General features: G+C 57.4%; 16 protein-coding genes, 1 tRNA gene and 1 pseudogene. 8 read left to right on the top strand and 10 right to left on the bottom strand.

Annotation, left to right across the window (positions count from 1 at the left end; translation table 11 throughout):
• Positions 1-103: 103 nt before the first annotated feature.
• The 5 genes from edd to FY156_01700 form a co-directional block, all read right to left on the bottom strand.
• A complete protein-coding gene (gene edd, locus FY156_01680; GenBank protein ID UXS00290.1) occupies positions 104-1,921 on the bottom strand; it encodes a phosphogluconate dehydratase in 1,818 nt (605 codons plus the stop codon).
• A gap of 125 nt (positions 1,922-2,046) precedes the next feature.
• Positions 2,047-2,745 (bottom strand): 6-phosphogluconolactonase, encoded by a 699-nt coding sequence (gene pgl, locus FY156_01685; GenBank protein UXS00291.1) that lies wholly within the window; start codon positions 2,743-2,745, stop codon positions 2,047-2,049.
• A 12-nt stretch (positions 2,746-2,757) separates the two neighbouring features.
• Positions 2,758-4,233: a glucose-6-phosphate dehydrogenase gene (zwf, locus tag FY156_01690; GenBank protein ID UXS00292.1), complete on the bottom strand. Its 1,476-nt coding sequence runs from the start codon at positions 4,231-4,233 to the stop codon at positions 2,758-2,760.
• A gap of 138 nt (positions 4,234-4,371) precedes the next feature.
• Positions 4,372-5,658: an FAD-binding oxidoreductase gene (locus FY156_01695; GenBank protein UXS00293.1), complete on the bottom strand. Its 1,287-nt coding sequence runs from the start codon at positions 5,656-5,658 to the stop codon at positions 4,372-4,374.
• 10 nt (positions 5,659-5,668) lie between these two features.
• Positions 5,669-7,105, bottom strand: a complete 1,437-nt coding sequence (locus FY156_01700) for a glutamine synthetase (protein UXS00294.1) — start codon at positions 7,103-7,105, stop codon at positions 5,669-5,671.
• A gap of 127 nt (positions 7,106-7,232) precedes the next feature.
• Between FY156_01700 and FY156_01705 the strand changes: the two genes are divergently transcribed.
• Positions 7,233-8,414 carry an NAD(P)/FAD-dependent oxidoreductase gene (locus tag FY156_01705; GenBank protein UXS00295.1) on the top strand — a complete coding sequence of 394 codons (1,182 nt, stop codon included), beginning with the start codon at positions 7,233-7,235 and terminating at the stop codon, positions 8,412-8,414.
• Between the two features lie 137 nt (positions 8,415-8,551).
• On the opposite strand, the pseudogene FY156_01710 reads toward FY156_01705, so the two are convergent.
• Positions 8,552-8,894 (bottom strand): annotated as a pseudogene (locus tag FY156_01710) (hypothetical protein).
• An 87-nt stretch (positions 8,895-8,981) separates the two neighbouring features.
• Here FY156_01710 and FY156_01715 point away from each other — a divergent pair.
• Positions 8,982-9,854: a LysR family transcriptional regulator gene (locus FY156_01715; protein UXS00296.1), complete on the top strand. Its 873-nt coding sequence runs from the start codon at positions 8,982-8,984 to the stop codon at positions 9,852-9,854.
• Between the two features lie 14 nt (positions 9,855-9,868).
• Here FY156_01715 and FY156_01720 read toward each other — a convergent pair whose 3' ends face one another.
• Together FY156_01720 and aceA are read right to left on the bottom strand one after the other, a co-directional pair.
• Complete coding sequence (locus FY156_01720) at positions 9,869-10,114, bottom strand: hypothetical protein (GenBank protein UXS00297.1); 246 nt, start codon at positions 10,112-10,114, stop codon at positions 9,869-9,871.
• A 29-nt stretch (positions 10,115-10,143) separates the two neighbouring features.
• On the bottom strand, positions 10,144-11,433 hold the full coding sequence (gene aceA / locus FY156_01725; GenBank protein UXS00298.1) for an isocitrate lyase: 1,290 nt from the start codon (positions 11,431-11,433) through the stop codon (positions 10,144-10,146).
• 235 nt (positions 11,434-11,668) lie between these two features.
• Here aceA and FY156_01730 point away from each other — a divergent pair, with 235 nt between their 5' ends.
• From FY156_01730 to FY156_01750, 5 genes are all read left to right on the top strand, one after another.
• Entirely contained in the window at positions 11,669-13,087 is a 1,419-nt protein-coding gene (locus FY156_01730) for a helix-turn-helix domain-containing protein (GenBank protein UXS00299.1), read from the top strand.
• A gap of 152 nt (positions 13,088-13,239) precedes the next feature.
• Complete coding sequence (locus FY156_01735; protein UXS00300.1) at positions 13,240-14,337, top strand: polyamine ABC transporter substrate-binding protein; 1,098 nt, start codon at positions 13,240-13,242, stop codon at positions 14,335-14,337.
• Positions 14,338-14,464: 127 nt separating this feature from the next.
• Positions 14,465-15,622, top strand: a complete 1,158-nt coding sequence (locus FY156_01740) for an ABC transporter ATP-binding protein (protein UXS00301.1) — start codon at positions 14,465-14,467, stop codon at positions 15,620-15,622.
• A gap of 11 nt (positions 15,623-15,633) precedes the next feature.
• On the top strand, positions 15,634-16,542 hold the full coding sequence (locus FY156_01745; protein UXS00302.1) for an ABC transporter permease subunit: 909 nt from the start codon (positions 15,634-15,636) through the stop codon (positions 16,540-16,542).
• Between the two features lie 4 nt (positions 16,543-16,546).
• Positions 16,547-17,359, top strand: coding sequence for an ABC transporter permease subunit (locus FY156_01750; GenBank protein UXS00303.1), 813 nt, complete (start codon positions 16,547-16,549; stop codon positions 17,357-17,359).
• Positions 17,360-17,675: 316 nt separating this feature from the next.
• On the opposite strand, the gene FY156_01755 is transcribed toward FY156_01750, so the two are convergent.
• Both FY156_01755 and FY156_01760 read right to left on the bottom strand, forming a co-directional pair.
• A complete protein-coding gene (locus FY156_01755) occupies positions 17,676-19,328 on the bottom strand; it encodes an iron ABC transporter permease (GenBank protein ID UXS00304.1) in 1,653 nt (550 codons plus the stop codon).
• A gap of 80 nt (positions 19,329-19,408) precedes the next feature.
• On the bottom strand, positions 19,409-23,113 hold the full coding sequence (locus tag FY156_01760; protein ID UXS00305.1) for a PAS domain S-box protein: 3,705 nt from the start codon (positions 23,111-23,113) through the stop codon (positions 19,409-19,411).
• Between the two features lie 340 nt (positions 23,114-23,453).
• Here FY156_01760 and FY156_01765 point away from each other — a divergent pair.
• Positions 23,454-23,530 (top strand) — tRNA-His (locus FY156_01765).
• The last annotated feature ends 112 nt before the right edge of the window (positions 23,531-23,642 follow it).

Here is a 23,642-nt window from a genome sequence, read left to right on the forward strand (position 1 = left end):
GTTGCATGACAAGTTTTTTGCTCCGGCCATGAAAGGCCGGAAGCAGGAGGATGATTGCTCGACTGAGAAAATGTCGGAAGCCGACGGCTTCCATCATGATCCCTTAGTGGAAGACGCTGGCGCCCTGGTCGGCAGGGCCGGCATTGCGGCGGAAGGTTGCGAACAGTTCGCGGCCCATACCCCATTCATTGCCGGAGAGGTCAGCTTGAGCCGGTTCGCGTTTCGCCAGTTCGGCGGCAGAAACCAGCACTTCCAGTGTGCCGGATACAGCATCAAGGCGGATGATATCGCCGTCGCGGATCAGCGAGATCGGGCCGCAGTCGGATGCTTCCGGTGTCACGTGGATGGCGGCAGGCACCTTTCCCGACGCGCCGGACATGCGGCCGTCGGTCACGAGCGCAACCTTGAAGCCGCGATCCTGAAGGACGCCGAGCGGCGGTGTCAGCCGATGCAGTTCAGGCATGCCGTTGGCTTTAGGACCCTGGAAGCGGACAACGGCGATAAAATCGCGCTCAAGCTTGCCTTCCTTGAAGGCGTCCTGAAGTTCCTGCTGGTCGTGGAAGACGATTGCCGGTGCCTCGATGATGTGGCGTTCCGGTTTTACGGCAGAAATCTTGATGACCGATTTGCCGATATTGCCGGTCAGCATCTTCAGACCGCCCGTTGACTGGAATGGCGTTTCGATGCTGGCGAGAACCTTCGGGTCGTGGCTCTGCTCTGGCGATGGCTGACGCGCCACCGCGCCATTTTCGCCGAGCTTCGCGTCAACGGTATAAGCCTCCAGGCCATGGCCGAAAACAGTGCGAACATCGTCGTGAACGAAGCCATGTTTCAACAGCTGCTTGATCAGGAAGCCCATGCCGCCGGCGGCGTGGAAATGGTTCACATCGGCCAATCCGTTGGGATAGACGCGGGCAAGCAGCGGAACCGTATCGGAGAGATCGGAAATATCCTGCCAGGTCAGAACGATGCCTGCAGCACGCGCCATGGCAATGAGGTGCATTGTGTGGTTCGTCGAGCCGCCGGTTGCGTGCAGTCCGACGACGCCATTGACGACCGAACGCTCGTCGATCATTTCACCGGCCGGCGTAAACTCGTTGCCCTGCGCCGTAATGGCCAGCGCACGCTTTGTCGCCTCGCGGGTCAGCGCATCGCGCAGCGGCGTATTCGGATTGACGAAGGACGATCCTGGCATGTGGAAGCCCATGATCTCCATCAGCATCTGGTTGGAGTTAGCCGTACCGTAGAACGTGCAGGTGCCTGGGCCATGATAGGACTTCGATTCTGCTTCGAGAAGCTCCGCGCGGCCGACCTTGCCTTCGGCATAAAGCTGGCGGATGCGCGACTTCTCATCATTCGGCAGGCCTGATGTCATCGGGCCTGCGGGAATGAAGACGGATGGAAGATGACCGAAGGACAGGGCTGCGATCACGAGGCCCGGCACGATCTTGTCGCAGACGCCGAGATAGACGGCTGCATCGAACATGTTGTGGGAGAGGCCGATACCGGCTGCCATGGCAATTGCGTCGCGCGAAAAAAGCGAAAGCTCCATGCCCGGCTGTCCCTGGGTGACGCCGTCGCACATGGCCGGAACGGCGCCGGCCACCTGTGCCACGCCACCTGCTTCCTTTGCGGCATCGCGAATGATTGCCGGAAAGGTTTCGTAGGGCTGATGGGCCGAAAGCATGTCGTTATAGGCGGTGATGATGCCCAGATTGGGAACCCGGTCGCCGGCAAGGAGATCCTTGTCGGCGGGGGAACAGACCGCAAAGCCGTGTGCAAGATTGCCGCAGGAAAGCACCGAGCGATGCACGCCCTTGGAAACCTGTAACCGAAGCCGCTCCAGATAGGTTTCGCGGTAGGGTTTGGAGCGTTCGACAATGCGGTCAGTGATAGCCTGAATGCGGGAATCGGCGGCCATGGGCGTTCATCCTGTTCGTTGGTCGGCAACCGGCCCCTCCTTGGGAGGTGAAAGGCCGGTCGTCGTGTTTCTCTCTTACGTCGCTTTGGGCGCCTGGGCGTGCTGCGATGAACGCAGCCTCAGGCTTAGGGTGCCCAGTAAATGTCGACGGGCGTGTCTGCGCGGTTCAACACGGCGCGGATTGGCATCTCGTCTTCGTCTTCGCCCGACTGTGCTTTTTCAAGCGTCGCCTTCTTGGCCGCACCTTCGATGTGCAGCACCAGAAAACGGGCATCGGCAAGGCTGGAGAAATTGAACGTCAGCCGTTCTTCTCCGGCATTTTCAGCCGCCATCGTCAGAACGCCACGCGGTTCGTCGAGGTCGAGCGCTTCCTCGAGATTGTCGCCGCCCGGGAAAAACGAGGCGGTGTGGCCATCCGTTCCCATGCCGAGAATGACAACATCGAAGGGATCGCAGATCGCTTCGGTCTTTACCGTTGCCAGCGTTGCTGCATCTTCAGGCGATGCGGCAGGCTGGAACAGCGGAACGAAGTAAGCCGCTTTCGCTTCGTTCTGAAGCAGGTTGTCCGCGACAAGCTTGTGGTTCGAACGATCATTGTCGGCAGAAACGAAACGTTCGTCGACAAGGGTGACGCTGATATTGGGCCAATCAAGCGCATGGCGGGAAAGCGCCTGGAAGAACAGCTTGGGTGTCGAGCCCCCGGAAACGGCAATGCTCGCCGTTCCCCGTTCTTCCGTCGCGCTTGCCAGACGGCTGGCAACATCAGCTGCCAGCGATGATGCCAGATCGGCGGTGTTATCGAAGACATGCATGGTTTCAGTCATGTCAAACCACCCTCAGTCGGCATCGTGCCAGGTGCGACCATCGCGCTCGATCAGCGCAATCGAACCGCTCGGACCCCACGTGCCTGCAGTGTAACCCTGCACGCCCTGACCGGTTTCTTCCCAGCTCTTGAGGATCGGGTCCACCCAGTCCCAGGCAGCTTCCACTTCGTCGCGGCGCATGAACAGCGTCTGGTTGGAGCGGATCGTGTCCATCAGCAGGCGCTCGTAAGCATCCGGGCTACGCACATTGAAAGCCTCGGCAAAGCTCATGTCCAGCGAAACCTGTCGCAGGCGCATGCCGCCCGGACCTGGGTCCTTGATGAGCAGGGACTGCTTCACGCCTTCGTCCGGCTGCAGGCGGATGACGAGCTTGTTGGCTTCGATCTTTCCGGCTGCGTCGTCAAAGATCGAGTGCGGGATCTGCTTGAACGTGACAACAATCTCGGACACGCGCGTTGCAAGACGTTTTCCCGTGCGGATGTAGAAGGGAACGCCAGCCCAGCGCCAATTGGCGATCTCAGCCTTGATGGCGACAAAGGTTTCGGTGTTGGAAACGCCGCCTTCGAGTTCTTCCAGATAGCCACGGACGGGACCGCCGGCAGAAGCGCCAGCGCGGTACTGGCCGCGAACCGTCTGCTTTTCGACATTGCTTGCATCGATCGGTTTCAGCGAGCGAAGCACCTTGAGCTTTTCGTCACGAACAGCTTCCGCATCCATGGATGCCGGCGGCTCCATCGCGACAAGGCAAAGCAATTGCAGGATGTGGTTCTGCACCATGTCGCGCAGCGCACCCGCCTTGTCGTAGTAACCGGCACGGCCTTCCAGACCCACGGCTTCCGCCACGGTGATCTGCACATGGTCGATATGCGCGGAATTCCAAAGCGGCTCGTAGAGCGCGTTGGCGAAACGCAGCGCCATCAGGTTCTGTACGGTTTCCTTGCCGAGATAGTGGTCGATACGGAAGATCTGCTCTTCCTTGAAAACGTGGCCGATGGTGTCGTTCAGTTCCTGCGCAGACGCAAGATCACGACCAATCGGCTTTTCAACCACGATGCGGGTGGATTTGGTGATCAGCTTGTGTTCGCGGATCTTGTCGGCGATATCACCGAAGATGCCGGGTGCAACGGCGAGGTAAAAGGCGCGAACGCGTTCCTTGCCTTCGTCCAGCAGTTTTTTCAGCGTGTCCCAGCCATTATCGCCCTTGGCGTCGACCGGTACGTAGAAAATCCGCTCGATAAAACGGGCGACCTGTTCGTCGTCGTACTCTCCGGCCTTCAGGTGCTCCTTCAGCGCATCCTGCGCGAATTTTCGATATTCCTCATGGCTCATTACTGAGCGGGACGCACCAATAATGCGGGTCGGCTCGGTAAACTGACCTTCGATCTGGCGATGATAAAGGGCAGGAAGCAGCTTACGCTCTGCCAAATCGCCTGTGCCGCCGAACACGACACAATCAAAGGGGTCAACGGGAATGATCTGACTGCTCATCTCGATTCTCTCGATCTTTAGGGTTGGGGGCATCAATAATCTAATCGATTTAAAAATGCCAGTCTCAGTGAAGCGAATTCTGAATTTTGATTTTTAGCCGGTGCCGCGCACGGCGCCCGGCATTCTGCAAAGTGGTTCCTAGAACCTGTCTCGAAGTGCAAACCACGACAGCGCAAGGAATAATAAGGGTGCTCTGAGCGAAACCCCACCCGGGAAAGGAGGCACTTTCAGCCGTGCGAACGGGGCAAGCAGATCCTGGCGTCCCAGAACCATGTCGGCATAGAGTTTGCCGCAATAGTTTGCGAGCATGACACCGTGCCCCGAGTAACCGCCAATCGACATCACGCCAGGCATGACTTCGCGCACGAAAGGTTGCCTTGGCATGGTGATGCCGACAGAGCCTCCCCAGGAGTGGGTAATCTCAACATCTTTCAACGCCGGATAGATTTCTGCGATCTGCTTGCGGATATGCACTGAAATATCGCGTGGTGTATCGGCCGTGTAAGCTTCGCGTCCGCCAAACAGCAGCCGATTGTCATTGGTCTTGCGGAAATAACGCACTACGAAACGGGAATCCGCAACTGCTTCCCGGCCGGGAATGACATGCGGATGATTGTCGAGGGGGGCTGTCGCGCCGATGAATGAACGGATCGGCATGATGTGTGCGGCGGTAACCGGCTCCAGGTTGCCGATATAGGCATTGGTGGCGATCAGAACGCGCTTTGCTGTCAACGTCCCGAAAGGTGTCTCGATGATGGTCTTGCCGCCCGATTGCCGAATGGATTTGGCAGGCGTCATTTCGAAAATATCGGCACCCGCTGATCTGGCGGCCTTGGCAAGTCCGACCAGTAGCTTCAAAGGGTGAATATGCCCGGTGCCGGTGTCGCGTGTGCCGCCGAAATAATGACTGGAACCGACACGTTCGCGCGCTTCCGCCTGCTCCATGAAAGAGATGTGCGGATAGTCGTAGCGTTCATTCATCGCCGCGACACTTTTGCGATAATCGTCTTCGTACGCCGCCTTATGCGCCACATTGAGTTGGCCCGGCAGATAATCGATGTCTATGCCATGATCGCGGGCGAAATCGAGAACGTAATGTTTCGCGCCTTCGGCAATATCGAAAAGAAGCTTCGACTGTTCGAAGCCGACGATATCCTCAAGCTCATCCGGCCAGGATCGTTGGCCGCTGCCGAACTGCCCGCCGTTACGTCCCGACGCGCCGTCACCAAAGCGGTTTGCTTCGATCAGAACGACCGGGACCCCGTTAGCCGCGAGATTGCAGGCAGCTTGAAGGCCGGTATAGCCGCCACCGATAATGGCGACCTCCGTATCCCTGGGGCCGTCCATGGACGGATATTCCGGTCGCTCACCGACAGTCGCCTGATACCAGGAGATGCCCGGTGCGATCGGGCTTTGCCATGCCATGTGAAAGTCCTCACACGTTGAGAAGCAGGAATTCCCGCTCCCACGGGCTGATGACCTGCATGAAGGTTTCGAATTCCCCCCGTTTCAGTCCGGCATATAGCCCGACGAATTCATGACCGAACACCCGGTCGAACTGCGGTTCGGCCTCGAGAAGTGCCACGGCTTCGAGAAGGCCGCGCGGCAGGTCGATGGAACCTTCATTCGCCGTTTCATAGGTCGGCTCGGTCGGCTCGATATTGTTCATGATGCCAAGCCAGCCGCACCCGAGCGATGCCGCAAGCGCAAGGTAGGGATTGGCATCGGAGCTGGGCAGACGGTTTTCCACGCGCCGTGCCTGCGGTCCGGAGATCGGTACGCGGAAAGCCGTCGTGCGGTTGTCGTAACCCCAGGCATTGTTGACCGGGCAGGCCATGTCAGGCGTCAGACGTCGGTAAGAGTTCACATAAGGCGCCAGCATGACCAGCGCGTTCGGTACGTAACGCTGCATGCCGCCAACGAACGAGAAGAACTCCTTGGAGGCGCTGCCATCCTTGTTGGAGAAAATATTCCGGCCGCTGTCGATCTCGATGACCGACTGATGGATATGCATCGCCGAACCTGGCTGGCCCTGCATCGGCTTTGCCATGAAGGTAGCGTAGATACCGTGCTTCAGGGCAGCTTCACGGATCGTGCGCTTGAACAGGAACACCTGGTCGGCCAGTTCGATCGGATCACCGTGACGCAGGTTGATTTCAAGCTGAGCCGGTCCCTCCTCGTGGATCAGCGTATCGATCTCAAGTCCCTGCTTTTCGGAGAAGTGATAGATATCGTCGATCAGTTCGTCGAATTCGTTGATGCCGGCGATCGAATAGCTTTGACCGCCAACAATCGAGCGACCCGAGCGGCCTTTTGGCGGATGCAGCGGATAATCCGGGTCATCGTTCATGGCGACGAGGTAGAACTCGATTTCCGGGGCAACAACCGGCTTCCAGCCTTTCTCCTTGTAAAGAGAAAGGACGTTTTTCAGAACGTTGCGGGGCGTGTAGGGAACGGACGCGCCTTCGGCATCGACCACATCGCAGATCACCTGCGCCGTTGGATCGCTTTCCCACGGAACAACGGACAGCGTTGACAGATCGGGCACCAGCTTCAGGTCGCTGTCGCGCGGCTCATAACGGAAATTCGCCGTTTCGTCGGGATACTCACCGGAAATCGTATGGCGGTAGAGTGCCGAGGGCAGTGCAAGCGACGTGTCGCCGGTAAATTTCGCCGTCGGCATCATTTTGCCGCGCGGGACGCCGGCAAGGTCCGGCGTGATGCATTCGATGTCCTCGATGCCGCGGGCCCTCAGCCATTGGGAGGCTTCGCGCCAGGAGGAAACACCACGGGGGGAGGAAAGGTCGAGAGGGGGTGTCTTTGCCATGGTTGCCGGCTTTTTGGGGCGGAGCATGGTTTTCTTGGGGGGCATGTATCACCGGGTCTCAGTTTCGACTGGCGGCATCATAACCAGAGTTTGGCAATTGGCGAGGGGGAAAGCGCCATTGACAAGAGCCCGCGGTTCGAAAAGAGGAAGGAGATGGAAGCGGGGATGATCGATGGCCGAGAAATGTGATGTGCTGATTTTGGGTGCTGGTGCTGCCGGCATGATGTGCGCCATCCGTGCCGGACAGCGCGGTCGCTCGGTGATCGTTCTCGATCACGCCAAGGCGCCGGGCGAAAAAATCCGCATCTCTGGCGGCGGGCGTTGCAACTTCACCAATATTCACGCCGGCCCTAAAAATTATCTGTCGGCCAACCCGCATTTTGCCAAGTCGGCGCTCGCCCGCTACACGCCGAAGGATTTTATCGCTCTCGTCGAAAAACACGGCATCGCCTGGCATGAAAAGACGCTTGGCCAGTTGTTTTGTGATGATAGTGCAAAGGACATCATCCGTATGCTGCTTGCTGAAATGCAGGCAGTGGGTGCAAAGCTTCGGTTGCAGACCGACATATCGGCAGTTACGCACGACGGGCATCGTTTTCGTGTAACAACATCGGCAGGCACGATCGAGACCGAAAGTCTTGTGGTCGCGACGGGTGGGAAATCGATCCCGAAAATGGGCGCCACCGGCTTTGCCTATCAGATCGCAGAACAGTTTGGTTTGCCGCTCATCGAACCTCGGCCTGGCCTTGTACCGCTGACGCTTGATCCGGCCCAGTTGGAAAAGCTTGCGCCTCTCTCCGGTGTTGCCGTTCCCGCCGAAGTATTTCATGGAAAGATCTCGTTCGTAGAGGCGTTGCTGTTCACTCATCGCGGCATCAGCGGGCCGTCGATCCTGCAAATATCGTCCTACTGGCGCGAGGGCGATACGATCCGGCTGAAGCTGGAGCCCGAAGTCGATATGCTGTCGCACCTGAAGGACGCGAAAAAAGCAAACGGACGCCAGTCTGCGCAAACCGCTCTTTCCGAGATATTGCCTAAACGGCTCGCCCAGCATGTCGTCGACAGGGCTGCGATGACAGGCAATCTCGCCGATATGTCCGACAAGGCGCTGGCCAAGCTGGCGGCGGAGGCGCAGGAGTGGCACATCAAGCCTGCCGGCTCCGAGGGCTATCGAACCGCCGAGGTGACGCTTGGCGGCGTCGACACGACACATCTCGATTCCCGCACCATGGCAGCCAAATCCATACCTGGCCTGTTTTTCATCGGCGAGTGCGTGGACGTGACCGGCTGGCTTGGTGGCTACAATTTCCAGTGGGCTTGGGCGTGCGGCCATGCGGCGGGCGAGGCTGCCTGAAGTCAGCCACGTTAACCCGAAATTGGCTCCCTTTAACATTGTGTTAACAGGCATGGAGTCATGCTGGCCGAATGCCAGCGAAGTCGGCCCATGGTTGCCGTCTTGCACATGATGTCATGCTGGAAGCCTTCGGAAGAGGGCATGGATCGGTTGAGTATTTCGTCAGGAAAACCGCGTATGAACAGATCCGCAAACCGCCGTCCCCGCGCTATTGCCCTTGCTAGAGTTGCCAGTGAGACCGCGCAGATAACTCTGCGTCTGACCATGATTACAGCCGGTGCTCTGACTGCTCTCGCCGCGCTTCTTTTCTAGGTCTCGGCCTTTTGACCTTATCGTTTTGGCAATTGCCTTTAAAAACCGCCAGAGCCGCGACGCTTCCGCCATGTCGGCATAGAATTTTTCTTCCTGTCTGATGGCTTCCCGCCGCGTGCGCGGTTGCTGGTTTTCGATGATCGCCAGAGCTGAATAAAACGCGTGCATATCTCAATCCTCCTTGAGTTCGGAGGGCCATGATGCACGCCGTTTTTTGTTTTCTCTGCGCAAGATATTGCGCTATGTTTTTCACTGATGAAAAACATCACTTGGGATTCCTACCAGCTTTTTCTTGACGTGTCACGCAGCGGCGGCCTGACGGGTGCTGCGTCGCTGACGGGTCTCAGCCCCGCGACCGTCGGTCGGCGTATGGTTGAACTGGAAGAGCGTATCGGCAAGACACTCTTTCAAAGAAGCCAGACGGGATACACGTTGACGGTGGAGGGCAGGGCATTGTTCGACCGCCTTCAGGCGATGGAGAACGCCGCCAAAGAGGTGGAAGGCTGGCAGAAGTCTTCAGCCGGGTCATCGCTCGTGCGCATCGCTCTCGGAACATGGAACGCCTGGCTTTTGACGGCAAACTTCGCTGCGATCTGTACCGAGCGGGACGATTTTCGCATTGATCTTTTTATCGCCGAGCAGAGGGCCGCGCTGGCGCACCGGGAGCACGACATCGGCATCCGTGCGTTCGCGCCGGAGGAACGCAATCTTGCGGCGATCAGGACGGGAGACGTCGCTTATGCGCCTTATCGGCTGCGCAATGCCGCGACCTCGGTCGCTGACCGCTGGCTGGCGGTGTCCAGAGAGCAGGCAATCTCGGCTTACCTGCAATGGCCCCATGCCAACCGGTCTGATCGTCTGGTCGTGACCGTGAACCGACCGACAGCCTTGTTGGATCTGGCGTTGTCTGGCGCCGGGGTCGCTATACTCCCCTGTTTCGTTGGGGATACGGATGCGCGGTTGATGCGCGAAGGTGGGGAGATCGAGGAACTGCGGCATTCGCAGTGGATCGTCATGAACAATGACGATCGCCACCGTCGCGATATACGGACGGTGGCGGACCGTATGACCCGTCTGATCAAGGGGCATTCGGATTTGTTTGCCGGGCGCAACAGTCGCCCGGCTTGAGGTTGTGGGCTTTTTCAGGCCGCAGCGCTTCCCTGCGCAACGATGACAGGGATCAGCAGATCGCCCCAGTTTCCTCCGCCGCCATGGTGGCGCGCCGAGCGAACCAGCTCGACGGAGACACCGGCTTCGACCGCTTTCATAACCGACTGGTTGAGCCGGTGCAGGTCGTTTGCCAGCATGCGGATCGCAGCCTGCTGGTCCTGGTTCATGGCAGAGGATTGTTCGTCTGCCCGTTCTCTAACTCTCGAAATCGAAGCCATTTTTTCCTCCGTTAAGCTGGCTTTTTCATTCATTCCGCAGCCGGGCGGAACTGGTCATGCTCGGTCGATTCTTTCATGGCGGTGGTCGAAGACGTGCCGCCGGAGATCGCAAGCGATACGGCATCGAAGTAACCGGTGCCGACCTCTCGCTGATGTTTCGTCGCGGTGTAGCCGTTGGCTTCTGCCGCAAATTCCGCTTCCTGAAGCTCGGAATAGGCCGACATCTGTCGATCCTTGTAGCCGCGCGCCAGCTCGAACATGCCGTAGTTCAACTGGTGGAAACCGGCAAGGGTGATGAACTGGAACTTGTAACCCATCGCCCCCAGTTCACGCTGGAACTTGGCAATTGTCGCGTCGTCGAGGTTCTTTTTCCAGTTGAACGACGGCGAGCAGTTGTAGGCGAGCTTCTTGCCCGGATGGACCTTGTGCACGCCTTCTGCGAATTTGCGCGCCTGCTCCAGATCCGGTTTCGATGTCTCGCACCAGATCAGATCGCAATAGGGCGCATAGGCGACCGCACGTGCAATGCAGGGCTCAAGGCCGTTCTTCACCTGGTAAAAGCCCTCGACCGTGCGGCCGGCGTCATAGTCCACGAACGGGCGGTCGCGCTCGTCGATATCTGACGTCAAAAGCTTGGCAGCTTCCGCATCCGTGCGCGCGATAACCAGGGTCGGCACGCCCATGACATCTGAGGCAAGACGTGCGGCCGTCAGGTTGCGGATATGCGCCGCCGTCGGGATCAGAACCTTGCCACCCAGATGGCCGCATTTCTTCTCGGATGCGAGCTGGTCCTCGTAGTGAACACCGGCGGCACCCGCTTCAATGAAAGCCTTCATGATCTCGAACGCATTGAGCGGTCCACCGAAACCGGCTTCGGCATCTGCAACGATCGGGGCAAACCAGGTGTCGACCGACAATCCCTTGCCTTCTGCCGTCTCGATCTGATCAGCACGCTGCAAGGTGCGATTGATGCGCTTGGCAAGCTCCGGTGCGGCATTGGCCGGGTAAAGCGACTGGTCGGGGTACATGGCCGACGCGGTGTTGGCGTCCGCGGCAACCTGCCATCCGGAGAGATAGATCGCCTTCAACCCGGCACGAACCATCTGCATGGCCTGATTGCCGGAAAGAGCACCGAGAGCGTTGACGAAATTTTCCTCATTGATGAGTTGCCACAGGCGGTTCGCACCCATTTCCGCCAGCGAGTGCCTGATGTTGACGGACCCACGAAGTCGCTCCACATCCGCTGTCGTGTAGCTGCGTTCAATGCCGTCATAACGACCCTGTGGTGCGCCTGGAACAAGTTTGTAAAAATCCGTCATACTTCTCTCTCCCTGTGAATGCCTGTTTGGAAAGGCGCCTTTTCCACTCCGTCTGAAGCGCTTTTCTGTGTGACTACATTTACATTCTCGGGATTGATGACGCCAGAATAAACATAAAAACAGTGACTTGAAAGAGGTTATCCTGTAGTATGTATGACAGGGTGGAACTGTAAATTTGTAAATATTGTAAAAGTCTGGGCTCTCTAAAATTGTAACAGGTTTGTAAAGGTGAGGCGTGTCGGAGAACAAGATTTTCGCGGGGCCGCGTGTGCGTCGCGTTCGCAACGGGTTGAGCCTGACCCAGACGGCCATGGCCGAGGCGCTGGCGATCTCGCCTTCCTATCTCAACCTCATTGAGCGTAACCAGCGGCCTTTGACGGTTCAGCTTCTGCTGAAGCTCGCCTCAGTCTACAGGGTCGATCTGGATGATCTTCAGGGTGAAAGCGCGGGATCTGCCGGGCAATTGCGAGAGGTCTTCGCTGACCCGCTTCTGGCGGGGGAGGTGCCGTCGCCGCAAGAACTGGTGGAGGTGGCCGACGCTGCGCCGAATGCCGCAAGCGGCGTCATCAAGTTGTACCGTGCTTACAGGGAGCAGGCCAAACGTCTCTCCGACCTCTCGGAGCTGCTAGCACGCGAGGGGCATGAGACTGCGCTTTCGGCAACCCGTTTGCCGATCGATGAGGTCCGGCATGTTTTTGAAAACAGGCCATACTATTTTCATGTGATCGATGTGGCAGCGGAGGCTTTACACAAGGAGCTTGCGGCGGGTGACGACCTGGCAACAGGCTTGCGGAGCTGGCTGCAGAAAAACCACGGCATCGTCGCTCGAACCCTCCCGGTTCATGCGATGCCCAATCTGCGTCGACGTTATGATCGCCATTCTATGCGGCTGTTCATTTCAGAACGGCTTTCTCAAGCCGATCAGCTTCGGGAAATGGCAATGGAGGTCTGTCTGCTGGCGCTACGCGAAGCCATAGATGGCGAACTGGAAGGGCTTGGCCTGGCAGGGGGAGAGGCACGCCGTATCGCCCGCTTCGAGATGGCACGCTATGCTGCACACGCCTTGATGATGCCTTACGGCGCGTTTCTGGCTGCGGTGCAGAGAGCGAAATACGATCTTGATGTCTTGCGTTCCCGTTTCAACGTGTCCTTTGAACAGGCGGCAAACCGCCTTGTTACGTTGCAACGACCATCGGTTGGCGCCATTCCGTTTTTCCTGATGGAAATCGACAATGCCGGTAACCGCTTCCGTATGGCGGGAGCGCAGGGGTTCCCTCGTGCCCGCTTCGGCGGGCTCTGTCCGAGGCTCAACATTCATGCCGCTTTTGCACAACCAGGTCAGGTCCTCGTGGAAACGGCACAGATGCCGGATGGTGATTCCTTTTTGACCGTTGCGCGGACGCTGGAAGGGCCGCAGGCGGGCTTTGGCGAACGCATCAGGCGCACGGCACTTATGCTGGGGTGTGATGCGGGACTGGCGGGCGAAACGGTATATGGCGCGGCGGTTGGGGCTGGGACCGTTGCCATCCCAATCGGGCCTTCCTGTCGTCTGTGCGAAAGGCAGGGCTGTCTTTCGCGCGCCGAAGCGCCTCTGACACGGCCCCTCGGGCTGGATGAGATGGTGACGGGGCTCAGCGTCTTCGACTTCCAGTAGTTTTTTACGCTGATTTTTTTAGGGTCGAACACATTCAGTTGAAAATGCTGTGGTGCACATTTCCCGCTTGCTACCGTCAGTTTTCCTTTCTAGTCTCTCCTCAAAAAAGGGGATAACGCTCCCGCAACGAGGATGCGTAAACAGGAGATATCATGAATTACCGTTCGCTCCGCATGACCTTGGCCATGACCTCCGCGCTTGTTGCAGCGGGCTCTGCTATGGCTCAGGAGAAGGTCGTCCACGTTTATAACTGGTCCGATTACATCGACGAATCGATTTTGACCGATTTCACCAAGGAAACCGGCATCAAGGTCGTTTACGACGTTTTCGACAGCAACGAACTGGTTGAAACCAAGCTGCTGGCCGGAAGCTCCGGTTACGATGTCGTGGTTCCCACAGCGCCGTTCCTGGCCCGTCAGATCACTGCTGGCGTTTTCCAGAAGCTTGATAAGTCGAAGCTGCCGAACCTGAAGAACATGTGGCCGGAAGTGTCTGAGCGTCTGGCGAAGTATGACCCCGGCAACGAGTATGCCGTCAACTACATGTGGGGCACGACCGGCATCGGCTACAACGTCGCCAAGGTCAAGGCTGCTCTTGGCGATGTGCCGGTCGATAGCTGGGATATCCTCTTCAAACCGGAAAATGCAGAGAAGCTGAAATCCTGCGGTATCAACATTCTCGACGCTTCGGATGAAACCTTTGCGATCGCCATGAATTATCTCGGCAAGAACCCGGACAGCAAGGAAACGGCTGATCTGGAAGCCGGTGGCGAGGTCTATATGAAGATCCGCCCCAACGTGAAGACCTTCAATTCCTCCGCCTACATCGATGAACTGGCGAACGGCGATAGCTGCATCACCATCGGCTGGTCGGGCGATATCCTGCAGGCCAAGAGCCGCGCTGAGGAAGCCAAGAACGGCGTGGAAGTGAACTACGTCATTCCGAAGGAAGGGACCTACATGTGGTTCGACAACCTGGCGATCCCGGCGGATGCAAAGAATGTCGATGAAGCACATGCCTTCATCAACTACCTGATGAAGCCGGAAGTCATCGCCAAGGCTTCCAACTATGTGCAGTATGCCAACGGTAACCTTGCCTCTCAGCCACTGATGGATGAATCGGTGTCCAAGAACCCGTCAGTCTATCCTGACGAGGCGACGATGAAGAAGCTCTTCACCATCTCGCCTTACGGACCGAAGGAACAGCGCGTTCTCAACCGCGTCTGGACACAGATAAAAACCGGTAGCTGATCTATCCGCTCGCTGGTTGAGGAATGGCCGGCGGGCGCATTCCTCGACAAATGCCTCAGCCAGCGGACGATTGATCCGCTGGCAGTTTGCCCGCCTTTTTCAGACAAAGAATTTAAGGGTAGGGCGAATGGCGAAAACTTTGGGACCGGTGAAACGGAAATTCAGTCCTTGGAACAGTCCCGATGCGGTTCCGTTTATCCGTTTTGAAAATGTCACCAAGCGCTTCGGTGACTTTGTCGCTGTCAACGATCTGACCCTCGATATTTATGAACGCGAGTTCTTTTCGCTTCTTGGCCCTTCCGGCTGCGGAAAGACGACGCTGATGCGCATGCTGGCCGGTTTCGAGGACCCGACGTCGGGTCGTATCTTGTTGCAGGGAAAAGATATTTCCGGCGTGCCGCCCTATAAGCGCCCAACCAACATGATGTTCCAGTCCTATGCCCTGTTTCCGCATATGAGCGTTGAAAAGAACATTGCATTCGGTCTGGAGCAGGATGGACTGCCCAAAGCGGATATTGCCAACCGTGTCGCGGAAATGCTGCGCCTCGTCAAACTGACCGAGTTTGCCAAACGCAAGCCCAGCCAGCTTTCTGGCGGCCAGCGGCAGCGTGTGGCACTGGCGCGTTCGCTCGCCAAGCAGCCTAAGGTTTTGCTTCTGGATGAACCGCTTGGCGCGCTTGACAAGAAGTTGCGCGAAGAAACCCAATTCGAGTTGATGGACTTGCAGCAAACGCTTGGCCTGACCTTCCTGATCGTCACGCACGATCAGGAAGAGGCGATGACCGTGTCCGACCGGATCGCGGTCATGGACAAGGGAATTGTCGTTCAGGTTGCGACACCTGCGGAAATCTATGAGGCGCCAAACAGCCGCTACGTCGCGGACTTCATCGGTGACATCAATATTTTCGACGCGACTGTCGCCTCCAATGACTCCGCCGCTGGAAAACCCGGGGCCGTTACGCTGGATTGCGACGGGCTAAAGGTTTCCGTCGAACAGGAATGCTCGGCCGTTCCCGGCAACAAGGTTGCCTTCGCCATTCGTCCAGAAAAGGTCCGTATTTCGCTCGACCAGCCTGCGGACACCTCAGTGAACGCCGCCTATGGCGAAGTCTGGGATATCGGCTATCTCGGCGACTTCTCGATCTTCATTGTCAAACTGGCAGACGGGCGTGTCATTCGTGCGGCCCAGGCCAACGTCTCGCGTCTCGTCGATCGCCCGATCACCTTCGGCGACATGGTCTGGTTGAAATGGACGCCGGATTCCGGTCTGGTTCTGACGCGTTGAGGAGGGCTGACATGGCAACCACCACTCCAGAAAACCGGCAAAGCCCCTGGCGATGGCTGGTCGTTGCGGTTCCTTATTTCTGGTTGCTGCTGTTTTTTGCAGCGCCCTTCTTCATTATTTTGAAGATATCGCTGTCCGATACCGCGATTGCCATGCCGCCCTACACGCCTGTTTTCGAAGGGTTTTCGAAGCTGGGCGAATTTTTCTCCCAACTGGATTTTGAGAACTACATCTTCCTGACGGAAGATCCGCTTTACGTGGACGCCTATCTCTCCTCGTTGCGAATAGCACTGATCTCCACCTTCCTGCTGTTGCTGATCGGTTATCCGATGGCACTCGCCATGGCACGGGCGCCTTCAAGTGTGCGACCGACTTTGGTGATGCTCGTCATCCTGCCCTTCTGGACATCGTTTCTGATCCGCGTTTACGCATGGATCGGCATCTTGAAGCCGGAAGGTCTGCTGACAGTTCTCTTTCAATGGATTGGTCTTCTCGGGCCTGATCAGCAGGTCAATATTTTCCGCACAGAGACGGCGATCTTCATCGGCATCGTTTATTCCTACCTGCCATTCATGGTGTTGCCACTCTATTCGGCACTTGAAAAGCTGGACAACACCCTGCTGGAAGCTGCGGCAGATCTCGGCTGCCCGCCTTGGAAAGCCTTCTGGAAGATCACCTTTCCACTGTCCTTGCCGGGCGTGATCGCCGGGTCGATGATCTGCTTCATTCCGATTACCGGTGAGTTCGTCATCCCGGATCTTCTGGGCGGCGCACAGACCCTGATGATTGGCAAGACGCTCTGGACCGAGTTCTTCGGCAATCGCGACTGGCCTCTGGCTTCTGCCGTTGCCGTGTTGTTGCTGCTTTTGCTGGTGGTGCCTATAGCCATCTTCCAGAACCAGCAGAAGAAGGTGGGGTGAAGCCATGAAGCGCGGCAAATTCGATATTACCGTTCTAACGCTCGGTTTCGCGTTCCTCTACATCCCGATCATCATTCTGGTCGTCTACTCGTTCAATGCTTCCAAGCTGGTCACCGTCTGGGGCGGTTTTTCATTGCAATGGTATTCGGCGATGTGGTCGAACCAGGGCTTGATGGATGCTGCCTGGGTTACACTTCGTGTGGGTATTCTCAGTGCCACGATTGGTACGATCCTGGGAACCCTTGCAGCCTTGTCGCTCACGCGGTTTGCGCGCTTTCCGGGGCGTGTGCTGTTTTCAGGAATGATCTATGCGCCGCTGGTCATGCCGGAGGTAATTACCGGCCTGTCGCTGCTGCTGCTGTTTGTCGCCGTCGGTGTCGACCGTGGTTTCTGGACGGTCGTTATCGCTCACACGACCTTTACCATGTGTTACGTGGCAATCGTGGTGCAGTCGCGGCTATTGACCTTCGACCGTAGTCTGGAGGAGGCCGCACTCGATCTGGGTTGCCCGCCGGTCAAGACCTTCTTCCGCATCACCCTGCCGCTGATTTTCCCGGCGGTGATCGCCGGCTGGATGCTGGCCTTTACGCTCTCGCTGGATGACCTTGTGATTGCAAGCTTTGCAACCGGTCCCGGCGCAACGACGCTGCCGATCAAGATTTATTCGCAGGTCCGTCTTGGCGTCACACCGGAAATCAACGCGATTTGTACGATCCTCATCGGCCTCGTCACCATTGGGGTGATCGCCGCGTCGGTCGCCTCGAAGCGCACTGAACTGCAGCGTATGAGGGACGAACACGTGGCGGCCAGAAACTGAAAAAAGGCGTCTGGCAATCGAACCTTTCCGCATCGCTTGATTGTTTCGGAACGGGAGATTGTCGCAATACGAGACGCCGTACGGTATCGAAATAGGATTTTTCGTCGGTAATTGATCGATCGCAGTTTTAACTGCTTGTTAAGACGGGTTGGCGGAAAGTAAATCCAACGCAGGGTCGTCCTTCTTGTGGCGACCGGGGCTCATGATTTTCGAATTGCGAGACTATTCCCCTCACTCTCGTTGTAAAAGCACATCTTATACAGGCGGTCGAAAGACCGCCTTTCTTTTTGGTGTCATTGGCCTACTTCAAAAAATGCTATTCGGGGTGGTCCATCGACTTCGAAACGAGCAAGACTGGCACCAGTCCAGCGATAATGATGATGATCGCCGGAATGGCGGCATCCTGTACCTTTGCGCGGGATGCATCCTCGTAAACGAGGGTCGCCAGTGTATTGAAGCCGAAAGGCCGCAGCAAAATTGTCGCCGGCAGTTCTTTCAAGGATTCGATCAGCACCAGCAGCGATGCCGTCAGTGCTGCGGGGCGCATGTTGGGCAAAAGTACGCTGACCAGCGTTTGCAGGCGGTTACGACCGAGCGTTCGCGCCGCCATGTCGATATGCGGCGACAACTTGTGAAAGCCGGCATCCAGCGTGCCCTCAGCCATCGTCATGAAACGCACGGCATGGGCATAGATGATCGCGAAGGCGCTGCCGGATAGAAGCAGCCCACTCGAGAAACCGAAATGCGATCGCAAAAAGCCATCGACCTGGTTGTCGAACCCGGCCAATGGGATGAGCACACCAATCGCAAGCACGGTTCCAGGTACGCCATATCCCATGGACCCAAGGCGCGCTGCCACCTTCGACGTGGGCGAACGGTTGACACGCAAGGCGTAGGAAAAAACGAAGGCCGCAACAAGCGTAACAAGCGCCGCTGAGACAGAGACCTGGAAACTATGTCCCAGCGCTTTGAGAAGGCGCGGTGCCAGAAACATGTCCAGCCGTTTGACCGCGTAACCGCCCAGCACGCTGACGGGAATGAAAAAACCGCTCAGTATTGGCAGGACACAGAAGAGTGGCGCCGCCCAACGGCGCCAGCCCTCAAGGGTTTTCAGCGCATGCCGCTGCGCCATGTTCGTGGCTTTTGGCGAGGAGAAACGCTGTTTTTCCCGCGCGTTTCGCTCGATGACGATCAGCGCGCCGACAACCACAAGGATCACGGCGGCAATCTGTGTCGCATTTGCCAGGTTGCCACGGTTGAGCCAGGTTTCGTAAATCGTGAAGGTCAGCGTTTGCACGCCAAGATATTCAACCGCGCCAATATCGTTCAGCGTCTCCATCAAAACCAGCGACAGGCCAATGGCGATGGCGGGACGGGCCATTGGCAACTGCACCGACAAGAAGACGTTAAACGGTTTTGCACCAAGCGTTCGCGCGGCTTCGGCGGCAAAACGTCCCTGCATGGAGAAGGCGGCACGGGCGGAAAGATAGACATAGGGATAGAGGACGGAACTGAGAACAAGAACTGCGCCGCCAAGCGAGCGGACGTCAGGAAACCAGTAGTCGCGAATGCTGTGATAACCGAAAAGGGCACGAATAGCGCTTTGCACCGGTCCGGTGAAATCCAGAAATTCACCAAAGGCATAGGCTGCCAGATAGGCAGGAATGGCAAGCGGCAGAACCAGCGCGAAGGAAAACACGCGGCGTAACGGAAATTCGAATGTGGTAACAAGCCAGGCGCAGACAATGCCGAAGAAAGCAGTAGCCAGAGCCGTCATCGACAAAAGAAGGAAGGTTCGCAATCCGGCACGTGGCAGCACATTGACCAAAAGATGATGCCAGCCATCGGTACCGCCGGTAAGTGCCAACCAGAAGATCGCCACGATAGGCATGGATGCAATGGCTGCGACAACAACGGTTGTGACGGGCAGCACCGTAAAACGCTTCGCTGCCGGAAGGGAAACCGCCATGGATGTGCCAACCTGTCGTCTTGCCAAAACTTCGATGAGCCGTAGCGGCTCATCGTCTGGCTAGCTAACGCGCCTCAGCCCTAGTTCGCAAGGACGCGCTGTGACGGAAACGTGATTTCCACCAGCGTTCCTTCGTTTGGGGTGGACGTGATGGAGAAATTGGCGCGGTTGGCGTCCACCATCGCCTTGGTCAAGGGAAGGCCAAGTCCCGTGCCATCGCCGCGAACGCGTTTGCCTGAGGAAGCGACCTGACGGAACGGCTTCATGGCCTGATCCAGTTCCGCACGCGTCATGCCGATGCCGGTATCCCTGATCCGCAACGTCACGCTGCCGTTTGCCTCATAGGCTGTGGAAACGACGATCTGTCCGCCCGACGGCGTGAAGCGAATGGCATTCGACAGAATGTTGAGCACGATCTGTTTGATCGAGCGCAGATCGGCAACAATTTGCGGAACGGACTGCGAAAGAGCAGTTCGGATGATGACACGTTGGTTGTTCGCCTGTGGCTGAACCAGCGATACGGCTTCTGCTACGGTTTCATTCAGCGCAACCGCGACAAAGTCGACGTCCATCTGACCCGCTTCGATCTTGGAAATGTCCAGGAGATCGTTGACGATATCGAGAACGTGACGACCGGAGCGCCCGATGTCGTTCGAATATTCGACATATCGCGGGTGGCCGATCGGACCAAAACGTTCCGTTGCCATCAGGTCGGAAAACCCGATAATCGCATTGAGCGGTGTGCGGATTTCGTGGCTGACACGCGCCAGAAAATCCGTCTTGTGGGCGTTGGCCGTTTCCGCCGCCCGTTTTGCGTTTCGCAATTCCTCTTCCGTCCGCTTCCACTGGGTAATGTCGCGGATCACGGCGCAGTAGCCGTGCGAGGATTTAAGGCGTCCGATGGTCATGAACAGCGGCAGGAACCCGCCGGAGGCTTCGCGACCAATCACCTCACGCCCGTCATTCAGCACGCTTGCGACGCCATTGTTGGCAAGCCCGGACAGATAATCGAGCACGGCGCGTTGGCTTTCATGCGCAAACAGCGTCACGAACGGCTTTCCGGCAATCTCGTCATTGTCGTAGTTGAAAAGTGCGCTGGCAGAGCGGTTCAAAGAGCGGATTTCACCCTCGTCACCCAGCAGAACGACACCATCCGTTGCCGTTTCGAGGATTGAATGAAGCTCTTCCACCTCGCCCTGCAGGGCGGAGAGAGATTCGTCTTCCGTTTCCGCTGTGTTTTCGGTCGCTGCAATGCTCGCGACGGCCGGCTCCGCGGTGGGGATAAGAGAAAGCATCAACGCTGTCGTTTCTTCCCAGCGGATCGATTGCAGACGTGCCTTGACCGGGATCACGTCGTTCTCGGCATTCACGATGACCATCCCACCTTCATGGCCGGGCATGCCCTCCAGATCCTGTCGCTGCAACAGCGCGTCCAGTCCGCCGACCTCTTCGAGCTCGCTGGTGGAATCATAGCCTGTAAGGCGCAGGAAATCTGGATTGGCGTGGATCAACCGCTCGCCAGCATGGACAAGCAGTGCAACGGGCATTTGATCCAGCGTTTCCGCAGTGAGTGAATCAGACGAACGTGTGCGCGATGGGCTCACCTGTGCGGCAACATCCGTTGCAGGTGCCACAGCGGCCTCGTCTTCAGAAGCTTCGACATCCGTTGCTGCCGTCGTGACGGCAGGCTGTTCGCCGCGCACGTAATCGGCAAACAGATCCTCTTCTTCGGCCTCGACAGCATCCTCGACCGATGTCTCAGACTGTTCCGTGCTTGTTGCCGCAACACCGGTATCGATTTCAGGTTCGGTGGGTTCGCTCACCGCACTTGCCGCCTCTTCCTCCCTCGCAGGAACGGCCTGTTCCTCGTCAGAATGGTCGGTTGGCGCAAGCGTTCTGCCGATTTCCCGGAAGGCAGCCTGTTCGCTGGCGCTCAACGCCTCCCGAGACCGTGCGCGCCGCTCTTCGAGCTGGACCACCTTGTCGGAATAGCGGCGCCCAGGTGTGGGTGTAATGTCCAGGACCGGGACTTCAAACTCCGGCGGCGTATAATCGCGGCTTGTGTCTTCGATCGGCGTATCGTCCGCCACGTCAGCGGGCGCGTCATCTTCAAACGCCGCTGCGCTGTTTTCTTCTATCACATCGACGGTTGCTTCGCCGACATCGTCTTCCTCGGGCAACGCCAACAATGTTTGGCTTTCCTCATCGGCGGCAATTGTGGACGGCGCAGTCGGTGCCTCGGTCTTTGTTGCGAAAGTCAGGCCGATAGCATGCGGGTCTTCCACTGCATCTGCCAGACGCACAATGCCGAACCCACGGAAACCATCGAATTCGCGTGAGCGGGTGTAGGTAGGCAGGGCCGCAAGATCGATCGGCACGACGAGCGAGGTATTTTCCACCGGCCAGTAGATCGTCTTGCCGGACCAGGTATCGCGGCGACCGAGAAGCTCACGGATTTTGCCATCTGTGTCGAGATTGAAGAGCGCTGCGACGTCAGCGAAGTTCATCCCGTCGACTGCAGCCGCTTTAGCACCAACAGCTTCGGCAAACTCATGCGATATGGAGCTGAAGCGTCCCTCGGCATCGATTTTCCAGACGAAACGTGACGCGCGTGATGTCGGATTGAAGACGAAAGAACTCACCGCGTCAGTCTCGTCTCCGACAACGGCATCGGGGTCCAGTGGTGAAACAGGAGACATCTTTGTCTCAACCGTCTCGATAGGCGCTTCCGTCGTTTCGGTTGCCATTTCGGCAATCTCTACATGCTCAACGGTGTGACGAACTTCGTCTTCGGCCTCTTCGGTCGGCAGTATCAATTCGGCCTGCTCATCCTCCGAATTTGAGATGGCGATCGACGGTGTGTCGTCGCTTTCCGTCGGATCGGCTGAAAACTCGAAGTCCTGAGCCGTATCTGAGACGACTGTATCCTCGTCGACGTCCACGAACTCCTCGACATCATCCACATCCTCGATGTCGGCGACGGCATCGAGGATCGATGCAAAGGATGTCGTTTCAACCGTCGGCGTGGCGACGTCTTCTACCGATGCGACAGGAGACGGAGGAGTGATGGTTTCCAGTGGCTGGTCATCGCCAAAATCGCTGACAGGGTCGAGCCTGCCAAGCGCGGTTTCAACCACGAACAGCAGGTTCAGTTCGGGCGACTGCGTAATCTGCCCGGTCGCGGCGGGCAGGTAGCCCTTGCCGGTCGGCACTGGGCGTTTCACCAGACGCCCCGACTGGCCGGAGGCCATGCTTACAAGCGTTCTCGCGGTGCTTGGCGTGATGCCGAGTGCGGAGAAACCGGTTGATGCCGCGATAATGGCGGATCTGTCATCCAGCACGGCCATATGGATGTCAGGGTCGTCAAAGCCCTCGATCATGCGGCGGGCACACTCGGCCATATCGGGGGGTGTCTGATCGGTAAAGGCAGAAAAAAGAATGGCGCTTTGACCAAGCTCAGCTTCAATGACTTCTACCTTCGCCCGGACGGGCAGGCTCTTGAAACCCGAATTGATTCGAATGGTGACGGGCAGGCTCTCGCCGATCCCCGAAAGTCGGGCTGCAGTCGCTGACAGTTGGCGGAATGTGACGTCCTGCCGTTTTGGTCCCTGCTCGAGAAAGTCGTAGACCATAGGCGTGCCGAACAGTGCTGCTCCGCGTCCGTTTGCCCATAGAACGGTTTCCAGATCCATGGAAAACAGCGCCATTGCCTCACCGCGGCCGAAACCTTCCCGCACACGTTCATGCACTGCGATATCGATAAAGGGATATTGAACGGCGGGCATGTCGAAACCTATTCTGGCACTACCGGACCTCGTGCGGTTTCGTCGCTTCCTCATGAAGCCGAAATCTGAACCCGCACAGGCACCACGTTAACAGAATTTTAAATAACTTCACAGGGCCGCACGGTCCATCGTCTGGCGCATTAATCGCCAAACAGAGTTAACATGAACAGGTGCGCAGAAGGAGACGGAAACTCAGTGCGTCACCATAATTGGAAGGAAAGCTCCACAGAAAATCCCTTGCCTTTCGAAAGCTTTTTCCGCAAAATTTAAACTGGGTCTTGCAAATCGGGAAAACACCTTTTATTGGACCCTCCACGACGGCGCTTCGGCGCGTTGGTGTGCGGTTGTAGCTCAGTTGGTTAGAGCGCAGGTTTGTGGCACCTGAGGTCGGTGGTTCGACCCCACTCAACCGTACCACTCTCCCCTCCCTGAAAGTTCAGTCATGATTATGGACTTCCAAGGAGGGGAGAGAATTTTCTCCCATAGTTTTCCGTATTGTCTATCAGCACGATTTTTCGGCTGCACTCTC

This window comes from Agrobacterium tumefaciens (assembly GCA_025559845.1).
Lineage (GTDB): Bacteria > Pseudomonadota > Alphaproteobacteria > Rhizobiales > Rhizobiaceae > Agrobacterium.

Excerpts from the sequence above, each read along its gene's own strand:
- edd (UXS00290.1), bottom strand. The coding sequence starts at position 1,921 with ATGGCCGCCGATTCCCGCATTCAGGCTATCACTGACCGCATTGTCGAA.
- pgl (UXS00291.1), bottom strand. The coding sequence starts at position 2,745 with ATGACTGAAACCATGCATGTCTTCGATAACACCGCCGATCTGGCATCA.
- zwf (UXS00292.1), bottom strand. The coding sequence starts at position 4,233 with ATGAGCAGTCAGATCATTCCCGTTGACCCCTTTGATTGTGTCGTGTTC.
- FY156_01695 (UXS00293.1), bottom strand. The coding sequence starts at position 5,658 with ATGGCATGGCAAAGCCCGATCGCACCGGGCATCTCCTGGTATCAGGCG.
- FY156_01700 (UXS00294.1), bottom strand. The coding sequence starts at position 7,105 with ATGCCCCCCAAGAAAACCATGCTCCGCCCCAAAAAGCCGGCAACCATG.
- FY156_01705 (UXS00295.1), top strand. The coding sequence starts at position 7,233 with ATGGCCGAGAAATGTGATGTGCTGATTTTGGGTGCTGGTGCTGCCGGC.
- FY156_01715 (UXS00296.1), top strand. The coding sequence starts at position 8,982 with ATGAAAAACATCACTTGGGATTCCTACCAGCTTTTTCTTGACGTGTCA.
- FY156_01720 (UXS00297.1), bottom strand. The coding sequence starts at position 10,114 with ATGGCTTCGATTTCGAGAGTTAGAGAACGGGCAGACGAACAATCCTCT.
- aceA (UXS00298.1), bottom strand. The coding sequence starts at position 11,433 with ATGACGGATTTTTACAAACTTGTTCCAGGCGCACCACAGGGTCGTTAT.
- FY156_01735 (UXS00300.1), top strand. The coding sequence starts at position 13,240 with ATGAATTACCGTTCGCTCCGCATGACCTTGGCCATGACCTCCGCGCTT.
- FY156_01740 (UXS00301.1), top strand. The coding sequence starts at position 14,465 with ATGGCGAAAACTTTGGGACCGGTGAAACGGAAATTCAGTCCTTGGAAC.
- FY156_01745 (UXS00302.1), top strand. The coding sequence starts at position 15,634 with ATGGCAACCACCACTCCAGAAAACCGGCAAAGCCCCTGGCGATGGCTG.
- FY156_01750 (UXS00303.1), top strand. The coding sequence starts at position 16,547 with ATGAAGCGCGGCAAATTCGATATTACCGTTCTAACGCTCGGTTTCGCG.
- FY156_01755 (UXS00304.1), bottom strand. The coding sequence starts at position 19,328 with ATGGCGGTTTCCCTTCCGGCAGCGAAGCGTTTTACGGTGCTGCCCGTC.
- FY156_01760 (UXS00305.1), bottom strand. The coding sequence starts at position 23,113 with ATGCCCGCCGTTCAATATCCCTTTATCGATATCGCAGTGCATGAACGT.